The organism is Paenibacillus spiritus (genome assembly GCF_008710135.1).
In the GTDB taxonomy this organism is placed as follows: Bacteria; Bacillota; Bacilli; order Paenibacillales; family Paenibacillaceae; genus Paenibacillus_AQ; species Paenibacillus_AQ glufosinatiresistens.
Genome location: NZ_VYKK01000007.1, coordinates 1 through 15275, shown reverse-complemented (window position 1 = coordinate 15275; position 15275 = coordinate 1). Strand labels below are relative to the sequence as shown.

General features: G+C 62.0%; 11 protein-coding genes. 7 read left to right on the top strand and 4 right to left on the bottom strand.

All coding sequences use genetic code 11. The features are described 5' to 3' along the window. Positions 1 to 27: 27 nt before the first annotated feature. The 3 genes from F4V43_RS06810 to F4V43_RS06800 all read right to left on the bottom strand — a co-directional run bounded on the left by F4V43_RS06810 (position 28) and on the right by F4V43_RS06800 (position 4910). Positions 28 to 891: a DUF72 domain-containing protein gene (locus F4V43_RS06810; protein ID WP_150457488.1), complete on the bottom strand. Its 864-nt coding sequence runs from the start codon at positions 889 to 891 to the stop codon at positions 28 to 30. A gap of 240 nt (positions 892 to 1131) precedes the next feature. After that, entirely contained in the window at positions 1132 to 3132 is a 2001-nt protein-coding gene (locus F4V43_RS06805; protein ID WP_150457487.1) for an S-layer homology domain-containing protein, read from the bottom strand. 146 nt (positions 3133 to 3278) lie between these two features. After that, the gene (locus F4V43_RS06800; protein WP_150457486.1) at positions 3279 to 4910 is read right to left on the bottom strand and encodes a histidine kinase N-terminal 7TM domain-containing protein; all 1632 of its coding nucleotides are present in this window, start codon (positions 4908 to 4910) and stop codon (positions 3279 to 3281) included. Between the two features lie 353 nt (positions 4911 to 5263). Here F4V43_RS06800 and F4V43_RS06795 point away from each other — a divergent pair, with 353 nt between their 5' ends. The 6 genes from F4V43_RS06795 to F4V43_RS06770 are packed head-to-tail and all read left to right on the top strand — an operon-like array spanning position 5264 to position 11833. Beyond that, positions 5264 to 6052, top strand: coding sequence for an ABC transporter ATP-binding protein (locus F4V43_RS06795; RefSeq protein ID WP_150457616.1), 789 nt, complete (start codon positions 5264 to 5266; stop codon positions 6050 to 6052). After that, positions 6049 to 6861, top strand: a complete 813-nt coding sequence (locus tag F4V43_RS06790; protein ID WP_150457485.1) for an ABC transporter permease — start codon at positions 6049 to 6051, stop codon at positions 6859 to 6861. Before F4V43_RS06795 ends, F4V43_RS06790 begins: the two co-directional genes overlap by 4 nt. After that, positions 6858 to 7787: an ABC transporter permease gene (locus tag F4V43_RS06785; protein WP_150457484.1), complete on the top strand. Its 930-nt coding sequence runs from the start codon at positions 6858 to 6860 to the stop codon at positions 7785 to 7787. The genes F4V43_RS06790 and F4V43_RS06785 overlap by 4 nt, the downstream gene beginning before the upstream one ends. A 60-nt stretch (positions 7788 to 7847) precedes the next feature. Continuing rightward, positions 7848 to 8930: an ABC transporter substrate-binding protein gene (locus F4V43_RS06780; protein ID WP_150457483.1), complete on the top strand. Its 1083-nt coding sequence runs from the start codon at positions 7848 to 7850 to the stop codon at positions 8928 to 8930. A gap of 54 nt (positions 8931 to 8984) precedes the next feature. Further along, positions 8985 to 10448: a CoA-acylating methylmalonate-semialdehyde dehydrogenase gene (locus tag F4V43_RS06775; protein WP_150457482.1), complete on the top strand. Its 1464-nt coding sequence runs from the start codon at positions 8985 to 8987 to the stop codon at positions 10446 to 10448. 17 nt (positions 10449 to 10465) lie between these two features. Continuing rightward, entirely contained in the window at positions 10466 to 11833 is a 1368-nt protein-coding gene (locus F4V43_RS06770) for an aspartate aminotransferase family protein (RefSeq protein WP_150457481.1), read from the top strand. On the opposite strand, the gene F4V43_RS06765 is transcribed toward F4V43_RS06770, so the two are convergent. Then, entirely contained in the window at positions 11799 to 13490 is a 1692-nt protein-coding gene (locus F4V43_RS06765) for a PucR family transcriptional regulator (RefSeq protein ID WP_150457480.1), read from the bottom strand. The two genes, F4V43_RS06770 and F4V43_RS06765, sit on opposite strands and share 35 nt — an antisense overlap. Positions 13491 to 13743: 253 nt before the next feature. Between F4V43_RS06765 and F4V43_RS06760 the strand changes: the two genes are divergently transcribed. Further along, positions 13744 to 15138: an NAD(P)-dependent oxidoreductase gene (locus F4V43_RS06760; protein WP_223879804.1), complete on the top strand. Its 1395-nt coding sequence runs from the start codon at positions 13744 to 13746 to the stop codon at positions 15136 to 15138. Positions 15139 to 15275 lie beyond the last annotated feature (137 nt).

Genomic DNA, 15275 nt, shown 5'->3' with positions numbered 1-15275 from the left:
TTGCTTGATAGAATCGGGTATCGGAATTTATGTATGACGCCCGGTAAAAAGGTCCATCTGCAACGGCGCGAGCCCGTCTTCTCCGCCGCCGCCGAGCAGCTCCTGCAGCTCCTTGGCATTGGGAGTGGCGTCTCCGGCCGAATTATTGTTAAAGACGACATAGACATCCCGGGATTTCTGCTCCAGCTCCCGCAGACGGTCCCGCCATTCGGTCAGCTCCTCCGTATTGTAGCGGTATAAATAACGCAGCTTGCGCCAATCGGGATGGCTGCTCTGATTCCAGCCGGCCGTATTGCGGCCGTGCAGCCGGACATAGGTAGCCTCAGCCGATGTGGCTTCAGGCACAATCGGGATCGAACCGACGCCTGCCTGAGGCTCGTCCACCACGGTATGAATCCAGCCTTCCTCCGAGAGAAACCGCAGGGTGCCTTCCCGGAAGCGCGGATTGTACCAGGTCGCATTGCGGAATTCAATGGCGCAGGGCACATCCTTCATCCGTGCTTTCGTATCCCGGAGCGTCTCCACATTCTCTTTGGTGCAGTCGAACCACGGCGGCATCTGGAACAGCGTCATCGCCAGCTTGCCGGCTTCCCGAACCGGCTCGATGGATTCATGAAAAGCCCGGTACATGTCATCGGGATGGTCGAAATAGTTCTTCTTGTTCCGCAAGTGTCCGGTCATGCCCTGATACGCCTTGACGATGAACCGGAAGTCTGCGGGCGTCTGGGAGACCCACTTCTTGAAGTTGCGCACAGGCTGCACGGCATAGAAGGAACTGTCAATCTCGACGATAGAAAAATGGGCGCTGTAGGCCGGCAGCCTTTCCGGCGCCTTGAGCTTGCCGTAGAGTTCTTCGTGGTCTCCGAACCCGGTTAATCCGATTCTGATCATGCGGTTCCCTCCCCGTGTCGCCTGGTTCTACATGTCATTAAACGGAAAAGCCCATCAGGCAAACAGCGGGACCGATAATTCCGCTTACACGGGATAAGCCGGGCCGGCTAAAAATAGCCTGACCTATCGCCAGGTCGATCATACCTGGTGTCTGCCGGCGGAGCCCGAAGGACCAGCGGAAGTCAAAAAACCGCCGGCCATTGGCCGGCGGTTCTGCTTCTTCGTGCAAGAGGAGAAGACTTAAGGCGATGTGTAACTCAGCGTTGCGGTCTGCTCCTGGGACGGCAGCATGCTGCCTCCTGCACCGTCTGCATCGGCAACGAACCGAACGAGGGAACTGCCCATTTCCGGCGTCTGTTTGTTCATGAGCTTGACCATGAGAACCGAATCAAAGACGGTGCCGATTCCGCTGATTGTCAGCGTATGACCGTTGTTGCTGATCTGCTCTTCAGTCAGGTTCGACCAGTTAAAACCCGGTGAATACTGATCGCTCGTAGTGAACGTGAAATCATCCATGGTAATGGTGACGGTGCCGTTGTCAAAAGGGGGAGCCACCTGGTAACCCAGAATGAAGGTTCGGGTGCTGTCGCCGTCAAGGAAATAATCGGTTGTCAGCGAGTTGTCCATCTGGTAGACCCCGTAAGAGGTTGAATTCGGTGTTCGAACTGCTGGAGCGGCCGGAGCGGCCGTTGAAACCAGCGTGATCGTCTGTTCTTCGGACGGCAGCTTGGCGCCGGCTCCGTCGGCGTCGGCCCTCAGGGTAATCGGGTACGAGCCTGCGGCGGGAATGGTCTTCCCGACCGGAAAGACGGAACCGCCCAACTCAACAGATACATCGTTTTGTGCGGCAGTATTGATGTGTGTAATGGTGACGGTATGGCCGTCATTGCTGAGCTGATCCGCTGTGAATTTCGTCCAGCCGGTATCATCGCCCAGGCTGTAATAGTCCCCGGTAGTGACGGACACGCCTTCAATGTCGATCTGCAAGGTTCCGTCGATAAAGGCTTCTTTCGGAAAATAATCGAACCGGATTTTGGACAAGCTGCCTTCCGTAAATTCCTTGGAGGCCAGCGACGCGTCGGTATTAAAGCCGAAGCCTCCGGTCAGCGTCGTCTGGGCGGACACGGGAACAGCGAGTGTCTTGAATACTCCGGCGCCGGCTTCCGTGCCGGAAGCGGCATAGGGAGTAACCTCGACGGTTAAATATTTGCCGATGTCGGCCGCTCCAGGCGTGTAGTAATAGAGATGCGCGTCGGGAATAAGCGCCTTGTCGCTGCCATCGGCTTCTGCTGATCGGTACCAGTTGTACCGGATAATTTCAGGCGGATCGTTCTCGGCGTCGTTGTAGTCAAAATCAACATGAACCCGGGTTCCGGCTTGGAGCTTGGATTCAATGGCATGGCGGTCGTCGTCAACAAATCTAAGGCCAGAGACGACAGGGGCCTGATTGTGCGGCGGCTCCGGTGTCGGGTCTGGTATCGAAGGGCTTGAAGCCGATGGAGCAGAGCTTGCTGCGGAAACGGCAGGCGTCGGCGTGGCTGCAGGAACAGCTGAAGGTTCCGCCGTCGCTTCCGGCGTGGGGCTCTGAAGCTGGGTCTGCCCGGCAATCCGGGTCTTCTCCGTCAGGAACTTGACGGTAACCAGCGCCACATCCTGCCGGCTGGCCGTCTCTGCCGGGCTGAAGGTCCCGTCGGGTCTTCCGACCATCAGGCCGTGCCGGATGGCGGCTCCGACGTAATCTCTGGCCCAGCCGGAGATGGAAGCCGCATCCGTGAAGGATAGATTGCGGCCCATGCCTTCAGGGTTCACCTTCAGAGCCTGGACGAACATGACCGCCATCTGCTCGCGGGTGATATTCTGGGAGGCGCCCAGCAGCTGGCCGCCGACTCCCTTGACCAGTCCGGCGCTGGCCGCTGCTTCGACGGCAGCATAGGCATAGTGGCCGGGAGCCACATCCTTGAATGTCGCCGTCCGAGGAGGCTGGGTAAGGTCCAGGTTCAGCGCTTTGACGAGGACGATAACGAAGTCCTGACGCGAAATTTGGCCGGACGGCTTGAAGTGTCCGTTCCCGGTGCCGGCCATAATCTCTTTAGAGATCAGCTCCTGGATCGCTTCCTTGGCGTAGTTGTTAGGGATGTCGTTCACAGCGGGGGCTGCCGATGCCGGGAAGGCCAGGGCCCCCAGCAGCGAGGCTGCGGTTAGAGCAGAAATGGTTCGAGAGACCAAACGGGTGTTTCTCATATAATCTCCTTTGCTGAACAATAGTTTCTCTGGAAGTGTGGTCCGAGACCTTCTATATATCGGTTGGCGGAATTTAAAATTTAATGAACAGGCGGACAGGCCGCTTAGGGATGAGGGGCTCCGGAAATGCAGACAGCCGCGCTCCGTCACGGGGCTGCGGCTGTCGGTGTTTCATGGACGGTCTGGTCATTCTGGTCATAGGGAAGGGTGACAGATTCCCGGAACAGGTGCACCCGGTCCCGTCCCGCATTCTTGGACGCGTAGAGCGCCCGGTCCGCCTGCCGGAGCAGCTCGGTGAGCGTGTCTCCGGTCACGGCTTCGGTAACGCCGAAGCTGGCGGTAATCGCAACCGGGCCCGAGGAGGAAGCCAGCGGCCGGCTGCGGATATCGAGGCGGATGGCATCGGCCAGCCGGGCGGCTTCCAGCAGACCGATGCCCGGCAGGCAGAGGACGAACTCCTCGCCTCCGTAACGGCCGAGCACATCGCCCTCCCGCAGATGCGCCGCGCAAATATCCGTGATATGCCGGAGTGCGGCATCGCCGCAGGGATGGCCGTAACGGTCGTTAATGTTCTTGAAGTGGTCGACGTCGAGCAGGATAAAGGACAGGGAATGCTGGAGGGAATCGAACCGTTCCAATTCCTTGCGGCTGAGTTCCATGAAATGGGCCCGGTTGGCTGTTCCGGTCAAGCCGTCAATGGTAGCCAGCCGCCGCAGGCCTTCCTGAAGCAGCATACGTTCGGTAATGTCGATCAGCATAATCATCCGTCCGGCGACTTGTCCGCCGCGCTTCTGGACGGGCGAGGAGCGGATCTGGTAATAGCCGCTCTCTCCGGCCCGCCGCCATTTCAGGTCCTTCACCGTCTCGCCCGGCGGATTTGCGCCTTCCATAACATAGGCGAGCGCCTCGGGGCCCGCTCCCATGAAGAGCTGGGCCAGCGGCCTGCCGATCGACGACGGGCCAAGACCGTCCACCATCTCGGACGCAGCCTGGTTGAAGTCCACCAGACGGTCCTCCAGATCGAGCACCAGCACGCCGTCGCGGAGGCACTCGAACAGATTCTCGCGGGCAATCGGCGCGGCCGTAAGCATCCCCCGGGACAGAATGGCCCAGATATAGAGGGTTGCCGTTATGCTCATGCTGGCCGGAACCGGGTCGATGCCGGGAGGCGCGGCTCCGATGAGGTAGAGGAAGGCGCAGGCCATGGGAAGCAATTGACCGATCAGCATCACCATGTATTGGGGCAGGTAGGCGGCCTTCAGCCGTTCCCAGCCCTGAAGCAGCAGCACCGTCGCCGCTGCCAGGCAGAGAAAAGTCAGGCTGCCCTGTACGAGATACCAAGGGCCGCCGACGACAGATGCCAAGGGATAAGGGCCGTCGCCAAGGGCCTCGATGCGCTGGTAGAAGAGATGGTGCCGCTCGTTCGTCCAGACCAAAGCAACGGTGATAACCGGTATGGCGAAGAGAAGCGCAACCCGCAAGCGGGTTACCCAGCGCTCAAAGCCGACAAAATACAGAATCATAATCAGACTGCAGGGTGCGATGAACGGCAGGCCCAGATAAGAGACCTTGGTCCACCATATTAGGCTGGACAAGGAATCGCCCGCCATCCCAAGGGCAGTGCCGAACACATAGACGGCAGAGAAGGCGGCAATTGCCACGAAGATCCGGGCTCCGGCAAAATCATTCCTTCGATGATAGGCAAGGGCGGTCAGCAGCAGGTTCATCGCCCCTGCCATGCAGACCAGAACTGTATAAACAAAATTGAAGTTAGACAATAGGGTACCTCCGGAAGTGCTTCCTGGAAAGCGATTACGCGCTTGGATTCTATCATAGCATATTCGACCGCAGCGCCTATTTCTAATATATCGGCAGAGGTCTGCCGTTTTGAGACGATGGCGCAGCCGGAATTTCAGAAAGTTGCGGGAAGCGGAATGGAAAGGATGCGGAAAGGTTGAGGGAAGAAAGCTGACAACAAAATGGCCGGTCTGGACAAAACGACGGTATTTCAGGCTTCCGACTTTACCTTTTGTCTAGTGTAGAGCCTTCTTCCACCCGGTATGATGTTAGTTAAAGCTACATCAACAGCCGGGAAGATCCGGAACTTACTTCAGAAAGCGGGTGGATGAACATGTCTTTGGCAGCGCGCTCCATACCGGAGATTCGAATGGAGAATGTGGAGATGAGATACCGCGCCGGAACGGCGGATGTGCTGGCCCTGCACCAGGTCAGCCTTGATATCGCCAAGGGGGAATTTGTCTCCCTGCTGGGGCCTTCGGGCTGCGGCAAGACGACCCTGCTTCGGCTTATGGCCGATCTGCTCGAACCGACAGACGGGACGCTGACGGTGGCCGGGAAGACGGCGAAGGAAGCCCGGCTTGCCCGGAAGTACGGCATTGTCTTTCAGAGCCCGGTCCTCTACGACTGGCGCAAGGTCAAGGACAACATCACCCTGCCGCTGGAACTGATGGGCGTGCGGAAGGCCAAGCGCGACGAGAAGGCGCTGGAGCTGCTGGAGCTGGTGGGATTGAGCGGCTTTGCCGACAAGTACCCGTGGCAGCTCAGCGGCGGCATGCAGCAGCGGGTGGCCATTGCCCGGGCGCTGTCCATGGAGCCGGAGATTCTCCTCATGGACGAACCGTTCTCCGCCCTGGATGAGTTCACCCGCGAGCGGCTGAACGAGGAACTGCTGTCGGTCTGGAGCAAGGTCGGCAGCACGGTGGTCTTCGTAACCCACAGCATCCCCGAGTCCATCTTCCTCTCCGACCGCGTCTTCGTGCTCTCCCCGCATCCGGGCCGCCTGTCAGCGGTCGTGGACATCCCTCTCCCGCGTCCGCGGACGGCGGAGATGCGGAACAGTCCCGAGTTCTTTGGCTTGGTGGCCGGCATTCGGAGCAGCTTCGAAGGAGGGCAGCCATGAGAGGGGGCGGCCTCCCGGCCCGGGGGCGGCTGCTGCCCTTGGCGGTGTGGATTGCGGGGCTGCTGGCGCTGTGGGAATTCGTCTCCTGGCTGCTGCTTCAGCGGAACGTGCCGCTGGCCCAGTCGAAGCTGCCCTACGTGCATGAAGTTCTTGCCACCTTGTGGGAATACAGCGGCACGCTGGCCCGTGAAGGAGGCGCAACCTTCGCAAGCGCGGGCGTCGGCTTTGCGGCCGGGGCGGCCGCAGGCGTCCTGCTGGCGGTGCTGATGAGCGTCTCGAAGCTGGTCGAACGGCTGACCTTCCCCTATGCCGTCGCGTCCCAGATGATACCCATCCTGGGGCTGGCCCCGATTATCTACGGAATCGTGAGGGATGAACAGACCTCGCGGATTCTGATCTCCGGCTATATCACGTTCTTCCCGGTAGCGCTGAATATGCTTCGCGGTCTGCGCAGCGTCGATCCGAATGCGGTCGATCTGATGCATTCGCTGGCCGCCAGGCCGTGGACGGTCTATGGGAAGCTGCGGCTTCCGGCGGCGGTTCCGGGGCTTTTTGCCGGACTGAAGATTGCCGCTCCCCTCGCCGTTACCGGCGCGATCCTCGTGGAGCTGATGGGCGCCCGGCACGGCATCGGCGTTCTCATGCTGCGCAACCTGTATTACGGTCCCTCCCACGCCTACATGTTCTGGTCCACGGTACTGGTCGGCGCCCTGCTCGGTCTGGCCGGCTACGGACTGATCAGTCTGCTGGAACGGCTGCTGTCGCCCTGGCAGCCCGAATTCCGCCCGAAAGGAGGGGAGCGGTCATGAAGACCGGCACCGCCCGCAAAACAGCGATACTCCCTTCCCAGGGAACCGGCTCTCCGGAACCTGTCCTTCACGCGGCGGCGCCCGCCGCAGCACCCCGGAAGAAATCCGAAGGCCGGACACGCGCTTCCGCCTCATCCGGCCGCTCCAGAGCGCTGGCCGCGGGGATTCTGCTTCCGCTTCTGGCGGGAATCGCGTTCCTGGCAGCTTGGCAATTGGAGCTGTTCCACCGGCTCTTCGACCTGAAGAAGTACCAGCTTCCGCTGCCTTCCGCCATTGTGGAGGCGCTGCGGGAGAACAGCAGTCTGCTGGCGACGTACACCGGCTATACGCTGACAGAGGCGGTGCTCGGCATGCTGGCGGGCTCGGCGCTCGGATTTGTCGTCGCCATCGCGGCGAGCGGCTGGCCCCGCTGGGGCGGAAGCGGGCTGTCGCTTGCCGCTGCCCTGAATGCCGTGCCGATTGTTGCGCTCGCTCCGATCCTGAATCTGTGGTTCGGGGACGGGATCGGCTCGCGGGTCGCCATCGTCATGGCGGCGACGACTCCGGCCATGGCCATCAACGCCTTCAAGGGCATGACCTCGGTGGACCCGCTGGCGCTTGATCTGATGCGTTCCTGCGCCGCGTCCCGAAGCGCCGTGTTCCGCCATCTCCGGATTCGCAGCAGCCTGCCCCATGTGTTCACGGCGCTGAAGATCAACACGACGGCGAGCATGATCGCGGCCATTGTCGGCGAGTTCTTCTATTCGTCGCGGGGCCTCGGATATCTGCTCTCGAATTCCATCAAGGTCGCCAAAATGCCGATCGGCTGGTCGTGCATCGTGCTGGCCGCCGTAGCCGGTGTCCTGTTCTACCTGCTGGTAGAAGGGATAGAACGGCGGTTTATCAAATGGCATCCTTCCCGCCGCCAGGCGGGCGTTAGCCGATAACAGCCTGCCGGTCCGGACCGGCGGGAAGAGACAGACCAATACCGGATAGGGGGAGTAGGAATGAAGAGGAAGAGATTCGGCAAGAAGCGCGGGATGGGACTGCTGGCGGCGGTGCTGCTGACCGGGGCTCTGGCGGGATGCGGCGGGAACAACAACGGGGAAGCGAATGCAGCCGACCCGTCTGCCGCAGCGGGAACTTCGGCGGCTCCGGCCGGCGATCCGGTCAAGGTGAAGCTGCAGCTCAAATGGGTGCCGCAGGCGCAGTTCGCGGGGTACTTCGTGGCGCTGGACAAAGGCTACTACAAGGATGAAGGGCTGGACGTCGAGATTCTGCCCGGCGGCCCGGATATTGTGCCGGAGCAGCAGGTGGCCGGCGGCACCGCGGACATCGGCGTCGATTGGGTGGCGAGTCTGCTGACCAGCCAGGAGCAGGGCATGCCATTGGTGCAGATCGCGCAGATCTATCAGAAGAGCGGTCTTGTGCTGGTCTCCAAGAAGTCGGTGAATATCAGCGCGCCCGCCGATCTGAAGGGCAAGAAGGTCGGCAACTGGATGGGCGGCAACGAGTTCGAGCTGCTGGCGCTGTTCGACAAATACAAGCTGGACCCCAATAAAGACCTGAAGTTCACGAAGCAGGGCTTCACGATGGATCAGTTCCTCGGCGGCGAGCTGGATGCCGCTTCGGCGATGACCTACAACGAGTATCAAGTGGTGCTGGAGTCGGGAATCAAGCCGGAAGAGTTGAACGTCATCGACATGAACGCAGAGGGCGTGGCGATGCTGGAAGACAATCTGTTCGCCAATTCGGATTGGCTGAAGGACAACAAGGAGACGGCGGCCAAGTTCGTCCGCGCTTCGCTCAAAGGCTGGAAGGAAGCCATCGCCGATCCGGAGGCCGCCGTGGACATCGTGATGAAGCAGGCGGAGGAGGGCAGCACGAACCGGGAGCATCAGCTCAAGATGATGGAAGAGGTGGCGAAGCTGATCCAGCCGGAGGGCTTCGACGCTTCCAAGCTCGGATATACCGATGAGGCTGCGTTCAAGCAGACTGCCGAAATTGCCCACCAGTTCGGGGTCATCAAGGAAGAGGCGGATGTCAGCAAGGCGTTCACCAACGAGATTGTGGAGATGGCCGGCAAGTAGCGCAGCGCGTGTGCAAGGCAGCGGTTCTACATTAATGAAAAAGAAGGTGTCGGCATGTCCCTTATCGCCCGAACAAGCGAACCGGTCCGCAATTTCATTGCGGGCTCCTGGGTTGAGCCGGCGGACGGCCGGGTGGAGGAGGTCCTCAACCCGGCGACCGGCGAGACGATTGCGTTCGTGCCGATCTCCGGCGCAGCGGATGTAGCGGCGGCCGTGGCTGCGGCCGCCGAAGCCTACCCCGGTTGGCGCGGCGTCCCCGTCCCCCGGAGGGCCCGCTATCTGTTCCGCTACCAGCAGCTCCTGCTGGAGCATGCGGAAGAACTGGCGGCGATCATTACGCTGGAGAACGGCAAGAACCTGGAGGAAGCCCGCGGCGAAGTACAGCGCGGGATCGAATGTGTCGAATTCGCCGCCGGGGCGCCGACGCTGATGATGGGCAGCCAGCTGCCCGATATTGCCGCCGGCATCGAATCCGGCATGTACCGGTATCCGCTCGGCGTTGTGGCCGGGATTGCGCCGTTCAATTTCCCGATGATGGTGCCGTGCTGGATGTTCCCGATTGCGGTCGCCTGCGGCAATACCTTCGTGCTGAAGCCGTCGGAGCGGACGCCGCTGCTTGCCGGAAGACTGGCGGAGCTGTTCGCCGAGGCGGGCTTTCCGCCCGGTGTGCTGAATGTGGTGCACGGCGCCCATGAGGTTGTTAACGGCCTTCTGGCCCACGAGGAGGTCAAGGCCATCTCCTTTGTCGGCTCCCAGCCGGTGGCGGAGTACGTCTACAAGACCGGCTGCGGGAACGGCAAACGGGTGCAGGCTCTGGCCGGCGCGAAGAACCATTCCATCGTGCTGGCGGATGCGGACCTGGACAACGCGGTCCGCAACATCATCGCCGCCGCCTTCGGATCGGCGGGCGAGCGCTGCATGGCCTGCTCGGTCGTGGCCGTGCAGGAGGAGGTGGCCGATGAGGTGGTCGCCCGCCTGAAGGCGGCGGCCGACGGCCTCGTCATCGGCGACGGTTCCCGGGACGGCGTCTTCCTCGGCCCGGTCATCCGCCAGTCGAGCAAGGACCGGACCTGCGGCTACATTGAAGCCGGAGAGGCGGAGGGCGCCGTGCTGGTCCGGGACGGCCGTCTCGACGCCGCCGCAAGCGGTCCGGGGTTCTTCCTCGGACCGACGATCTTCGACCGGGTGAAGCCGGGGATGGGGATCTGGCGGGACGAGATTTTTGCGCCGGTGCTGTCGATTGTCCGGGTCAAGGATTTGACGGAGGCGATAGCGGTCGCCAACCGGTCGCCTTTTGCCAACGGAGCCTGCCTCTATACGGACAGCGCCAGGGCGGTGCGCCGGTTCCGGGAAGAGATGGACGCGGGGATGCTGGGCGTGAATCTCGGCGTGCCCGCGCCGATGGCCTTCTTCCCGTTCTCGGGCTACAAGCAGTCGTTCTACGGCGATCTTCACGCGAACGGCCGGGACGGCGTCGAGTTCTACACCCGGAAGAAGATGGTGACCGCGCGGTACTGAGGAGAGGAGAGAGAGCAATGCTTGAGACGGGGATGAAGAGCCGGGAGGCCATCCTGAAAGACCGCCAGTACCTGTGGCACAACATCGTTCCCTACAATGAGGCGAACCCGCCGATGATCGCGGCGGAGGCAAGCGGCTCCTGGGTGACGGACATCGACGGCAACCGCTATCTGGACGGCATGTCCGGCCTGTGGTGCGTCAATGTCGGCTACGGACGGCGGGAACTGGCGGAGGCGGCGTATGAACAGCTGGCGACGCTCCCGTATTTTCCGCTGACCCAGAGTCATATACCGGCGATTTCGCTGGCGGAGAAGCTGAATGAATGGCTGGAGGGCGACTATGTCATCTTCTTCTCGAACAGCGGTTCCGAGGCCAATGAAGCGGCGTTCAAAATCGTCCGGCAGTACCAGCAGCAGATCGGCCGGCCGTACCGCCACAAGTTCATCGCCCGCTACCGGGGCTATCACGGCAACTCCTTCGGCGCCCTGGCCGCGACGGGCCAGGCCCAGCGGAAGTATAAATACGAACCGCTTGCCGGCGGCTTCCTGCATGTCTCTCCGCCGGACAGCTACCGCCGCCCGGCGGGACAGACGGTGGAGGAATTCAATCTGCTGATGGCGCAGCAGATCGAGGAGCGGATCATCTGGGAAGGCGAGGAGACCGTGGCCGCCGTCATCATGGAGCCGGTGATTACGGGGGGCGGCGTTCTGGTGCCGCATCAGGTGTATCTGGACCGGGTGCAGGAGATCTGCCGCGACCACGGCGTCCTGCTCATCATCGACGAGGTGATCTGCGGCTTCGGACGCTCGGGCCGCAAGTTCGGCCATCAGAATTACGGCGTGAAGCCGGATATCGTGACGATGGCCAAGGGGCTGACGAGCGCTTATCTGCCGCTGTCGGCGACGGCGGTGCGCAAGGAGATCTATGAAGCGTTCAAGGACAATGCGGACGAATACGGATACTTCCGCCATGTGAACACCTTCGGCGGCAATCCGGCCGCCTGCGCCCTGGCGCTGCGGAATTTGCAGATCATGGAGGACGAGAAGCTGGTGGAGCGGGCGGAGCTGCTTGGCCGCCGGCTGGAAGAGGGACTGCGTGCGCTGGCGGACCATCCGTTGGTCGGCGATGTCCGCAGCTTCGGCCTGATGGCCGGCGTAGAGCTGGTCGAAGACAAGGTCTCGCGCAGACCCGCTTCGCTGGACACCGTCAAGGGCCTTATCGCCGCCTGCAAAGCCAAGGGACTGATTATCGGCAAGAACGGCGATACGGTGGCCGGCTACAACAATGTCCTGACCTTCGCGCCGCCGCTCTCCTCCACCGACGAAGACATCGCCTTCCTACTGGAGACCTTCACATCGGTAATGAACGCGAGTCCGGCAACGTAAGCTTGCCGTCGTAGAGGAACTGGTAGGCGCGCAGCGCGACCTGAATGGAGATGCGGTTCTCGGGAGACATGAAGTCGGGCCCGAGCAGCTCGGTGATTTTGTCCAGACGGTAGTAGAGGGACTGGCGGACAATGAACAGCTTGCGCGCCGCAATCTGCTTGGAGCCGTCATGGTCCAGGTAGACGCGGAGCGTCAGCAGGAGTTCGCTGCCCTTCTGCCGGTCATGGTCGATCAGCGGACCGAGGTAGGTGCGGACGAAGGACTGGAGCGTCCGGCCGTCGTTGAGGCCCAGCAGGAGCTGGAAGACGCCGAGTTCTTCGTAGAAGAGCGTCGATTGCCTCCGGCAGCCGTGCAGCGACAGCGCCTGGGCGGCCTCGCGGTACCCGGCGGGCGCTTCCCGCAGTCCTGTGCGGCTGGTGCTGACGCCGATGATAAGCTGCAGATCCTTGACCTTCTCGTCGGACCGGACGTTCTGGAGCGCCTCGAGCGCCTGCTGCAGCCGGGCGCGCCCGGGCAGCTTCGCCGGAAGATCCAGCGCGATGACGGTCAGCCGGTTGTTCCTCCGCGTAAGGAGCGGCCGGAGCGAGTATTTCTCGAAGATGGAACGCAGAATGAGCGACAGATGGAAGGTGACCGCTTCCCACTCATTCTCGGAGCCGCTCCAGGGCGCACCGGAGGCATGCTCGATCTCGATCAGGCATACCCGGTAGTTCAGCTCGTTCACGACACCGTAGTCGGGTCCGATCACGCTCTTCAGCCGGTTCTCATCCTCCAGCCGCCCGCCGATCAATTCATCGACCCAGAGGTTCTCGGAGAACAGCTTGCGCTCCTCCATATAGCGTGTGCGCAGCAGCTCCTGGGCAATAGAGAGGGAGGCGGAATCGAGAAGCAGGCAGTCGAATTCCTGGGGTTTGTGCGGACAGATCATGAGCAGGTAGGCCCAGGTCTGATCATGCGCTCCGACCGGCTTCAGCAGAGCGGGACGGCCGCGGTAATCGCGGATGACCGGCGACGCATCGGGCTGGGAGGCGTGGTCTTCCTCTTCGGCAAGCCGCAGGGCGTAATGGAGCAGGGCAGCCTGTTCTTCCGGGGGCAGGGCCGGGAGGAACTGCGGCTTGCCCTGGATCGGCAGATAGAGAAGCTGGGCGCGGCTGCTCTTGGCCAGCAGCTGGAGCACTTTGACCGTCCCTTGGGAGGTCAGGGTGAGCCGGTGAAATTCGCGGGAGATGCTCTCCAGCTCCTGCAGCATTTTGTGATGGCGGTTGATGATGAGGGAATGCAGATCCAGCGTAATATCGACGAAGCGGACTGTCTTGGTGAAGATAATCAGCGGAAAATCATGCCGGTCGGCCAGCTCGGCCATCTCCGGCGGAACTTCGGGAAAATAGCCGCCGAGCTCGATACAGAGACAGGCGGCTTTTTTGCGGATCAGACTGTCCAGGAAGGACAGCGCCGCAGGCAGATCCGTGTGGAAGCCGAGCCCTGTGGTCAGAATCATCTCCTCGCCGTGAATCAGTCCGTCAAAATCCGTGCTCTCCAGCACATGCACCCAGCGTACGGGGCGGTCTATTCCGCTTCTTCCCCCCGCCAGTACCGCTTCGCTGAACAGCGGGCGCTTCAGCGCCTCCCGAATGGTGAATACCAATTCCCAATCCATCGCTCTCCCCCTCGCTTAGACGCGCGTAAAAAATTAACTTTTGAAATTAGACATTCTGTCTAATGTAACGAAAAAGTGAATTGACTATAGTGTGGAGTAAGATGTAAGGATAACTGACTCATTTAGGCCGTGGAGTGGGGTGCAGGTGCTGTGGTTATGGTCTATTTTACACTATATCCCGGCCATTCTGTCTAGACTGTAGGTTGAAATTCCATAATTGCGTCACTTTATTTTACATAAGGAGGGATTGTAGATGGATAATCATCATCATGAGCCGCAACTGACTCCCGAGTGGTTCATGCGACACTTTGCCGAAGCCGAGCCGGGTCTTACCCGCAAAGGCGCAGCTGAAGAATCCAACCGCTGCCTGTACTGCTACGATGCTCCCTGCATCAAGGCCTGCCCCACCGGCATCAATATCCCTTCCTTCATCAAAAGAATCGCCACGGACAATCTCCGCGGCGCCGCCCATGCCATTATGGACGCCAACCCGGTCGGCGCCACCTGCGCCCGCGTCTGTCCGACCGAGGAGCTGTGCGAAGGCGCCTGCGTGCTGAACGGCGCCTCCGAGCCGATCGCCATCGGTCTGCTTCAGCGCTATGCGACCGACTGGGCGATGAACAGCGGGGCGGCGCTGTTCCAGGCCGGCCCGCCCACTGGCCTCAGCGCCGGCATTATCGGCGGCGGTCCGGCCGGCCTCTCCGCCGCCCGCGAGCTGGCCCGGGCGGGGTGGGAAGTCGTCGTCTATGAAGCGAAGCCGCTCGCCGGTGGGCTGGATACGTACGGCATCGTCTCATTCCGGCTACCGCAGTCCGTCTCGCTGTGGGAGGTGGAGCAGGTGGAGCGCCTGGGCGTCGAGATCCGCACGGGGATTCGGGTCGGCGAGGATATTTCGGCCGACGAGCTGAAGGCGCGGCATGATGTGCTCGTGCTGGCGGCCGGAATGGGCTATGTGCCGCCGATCGGCATTCCGGGCGAAGAGCTGAGCGGCGTCTATGACGCCATCCGGCTGGTGGAGTCGACCAAAGCCGGCGTGCCGCCGCTGGAACTGCTCGGCAAACGGGTAGCGGTGATCGGTGCCGGCAATACGGCGATTGACGCGGCGACCACGTCGGTTCGCCTCGGCGCGGCGAACGTGAAGATGGTATACCGCCGGACGCGCAGCGAGATGACGGCGTACGATTTCGAGTACGCGTTCGCGAAGCAGGAGGGCGTGGAATTCAACTGGCTGACCCAGCCGGTCCGGATCGTAGGCGACGAACAGGGCCGGGTCGCCGGCCTGGAATGCGTGCAGATGAGGCTGACGGGCGAGAAGACGAGGGACGGACGGCTTGCGCCGGTGCCGGTGCCGGGCTCGGAATTTATCCTTCCGGCCGATGCTGTCGTGCTGGCGATCGGCCAGGAGCGGCTGACCGGACTCATCGGCCATCTCGGCCTTGCCCATGAGCGCGGCGTGGTGACGGTGGAGGAGCGGACGCACGCCACCTCCGATCCGATGATCTACGCCGCCGGCGACATTGTCTTCGGCGCCGGGAAGGGCGAGGCGATGGTTGTCTCGGCGGCGGCGCAGGGCCGGGATGCGGCCCATGCGATCATCGCCCGCTTCGCCGGGGCCGCCGGCGGAGTCACCGGCTCGGCGGCGAGCTGAGCCGGGCGGGCAGACCGGCGCCCGGGCGATGGTGGGCGGCGAAGCGCCGCCCCGGAGGGCCCGGCGAGCCCTATCGGCGGCGAAGCGCCGACCCGGAGGGCCGGTGAGCCCTATCGGCGGCGAAGCGCCGCCCCGGA

Bases quoted from the DNA above. Each gene is read 5' to 3' on its own strand.
- F4V43_RS06810 (WP_150457488.1), bottom strand. From the start codon at position 891: ATGATCAGAATCGGATTAACCGGGTTCGGAGACCACGAAGAACTCTAC.
- F4V43_RS06805 (WP_150457487.1), bottom strand. From the start codon at position 3,132: ATGAGAAACACCCGTTTGGTCTCTCGAACCATTTCTGCTCTAACCGCA.
- F4V43_RS06795 (WP_150457616.1), top strand. From the start codon at position 5,264: ATGTCTTTGGCAGCGCGCTCCATACCGGAGATTCGAATGGAGAATGTG.
- F4V43_RS06790 (WP_150457485.1), top strand. From the start codon at position 6,049: ATGAGAGGGGGCGGCCTCCCGGCCCGGGGGCGGCTGCTGCCCTTGGCG.
- F4V43_RS06785 (WP_150457484.1), top strand. From the start codon at position 6,858: ATGAAGACCGGCACCGCCCGCAAAACAGCGATACTCCCTTCCCAGGGA.
- F4V43_RS06780 (WP_150457483.1), top strand. From the start codon at position 7,848: ATGAAGAGGAAGAGATTCGGCAAGAAGCGCGGGATGGGACTGCTGGCG.
- F4V43_RS06775 (WP_150457482.1), top strand. From the start codon at position 8,985: ATGTCCCTTATCGCCCGAACAAGCGAACCGGTCCGCAATTTCATTGCG.
- F4V43_RS06770 (WP_150457481.1), top strand. From the start codon at position 10,466: ATGCTTGAGACGGGGATGAAGAGCCGGGAGGCCATCCTGAAAGACCGC.
- F4V43_RS06765 (WP_150457480.1), bottom strand. From the start codon at position 13,490: ATGGATTGGGAATTGGTATTCACCATTCGGGAGGCGCTGAAGCGCCCG.
- F4V43_RS06760 (WP_223879804.1), top strand. From the start codon at position 13,744: ATGGATAATCATCATCATGAGCCGCAACTGACTCCCGAGTGGTTCATG.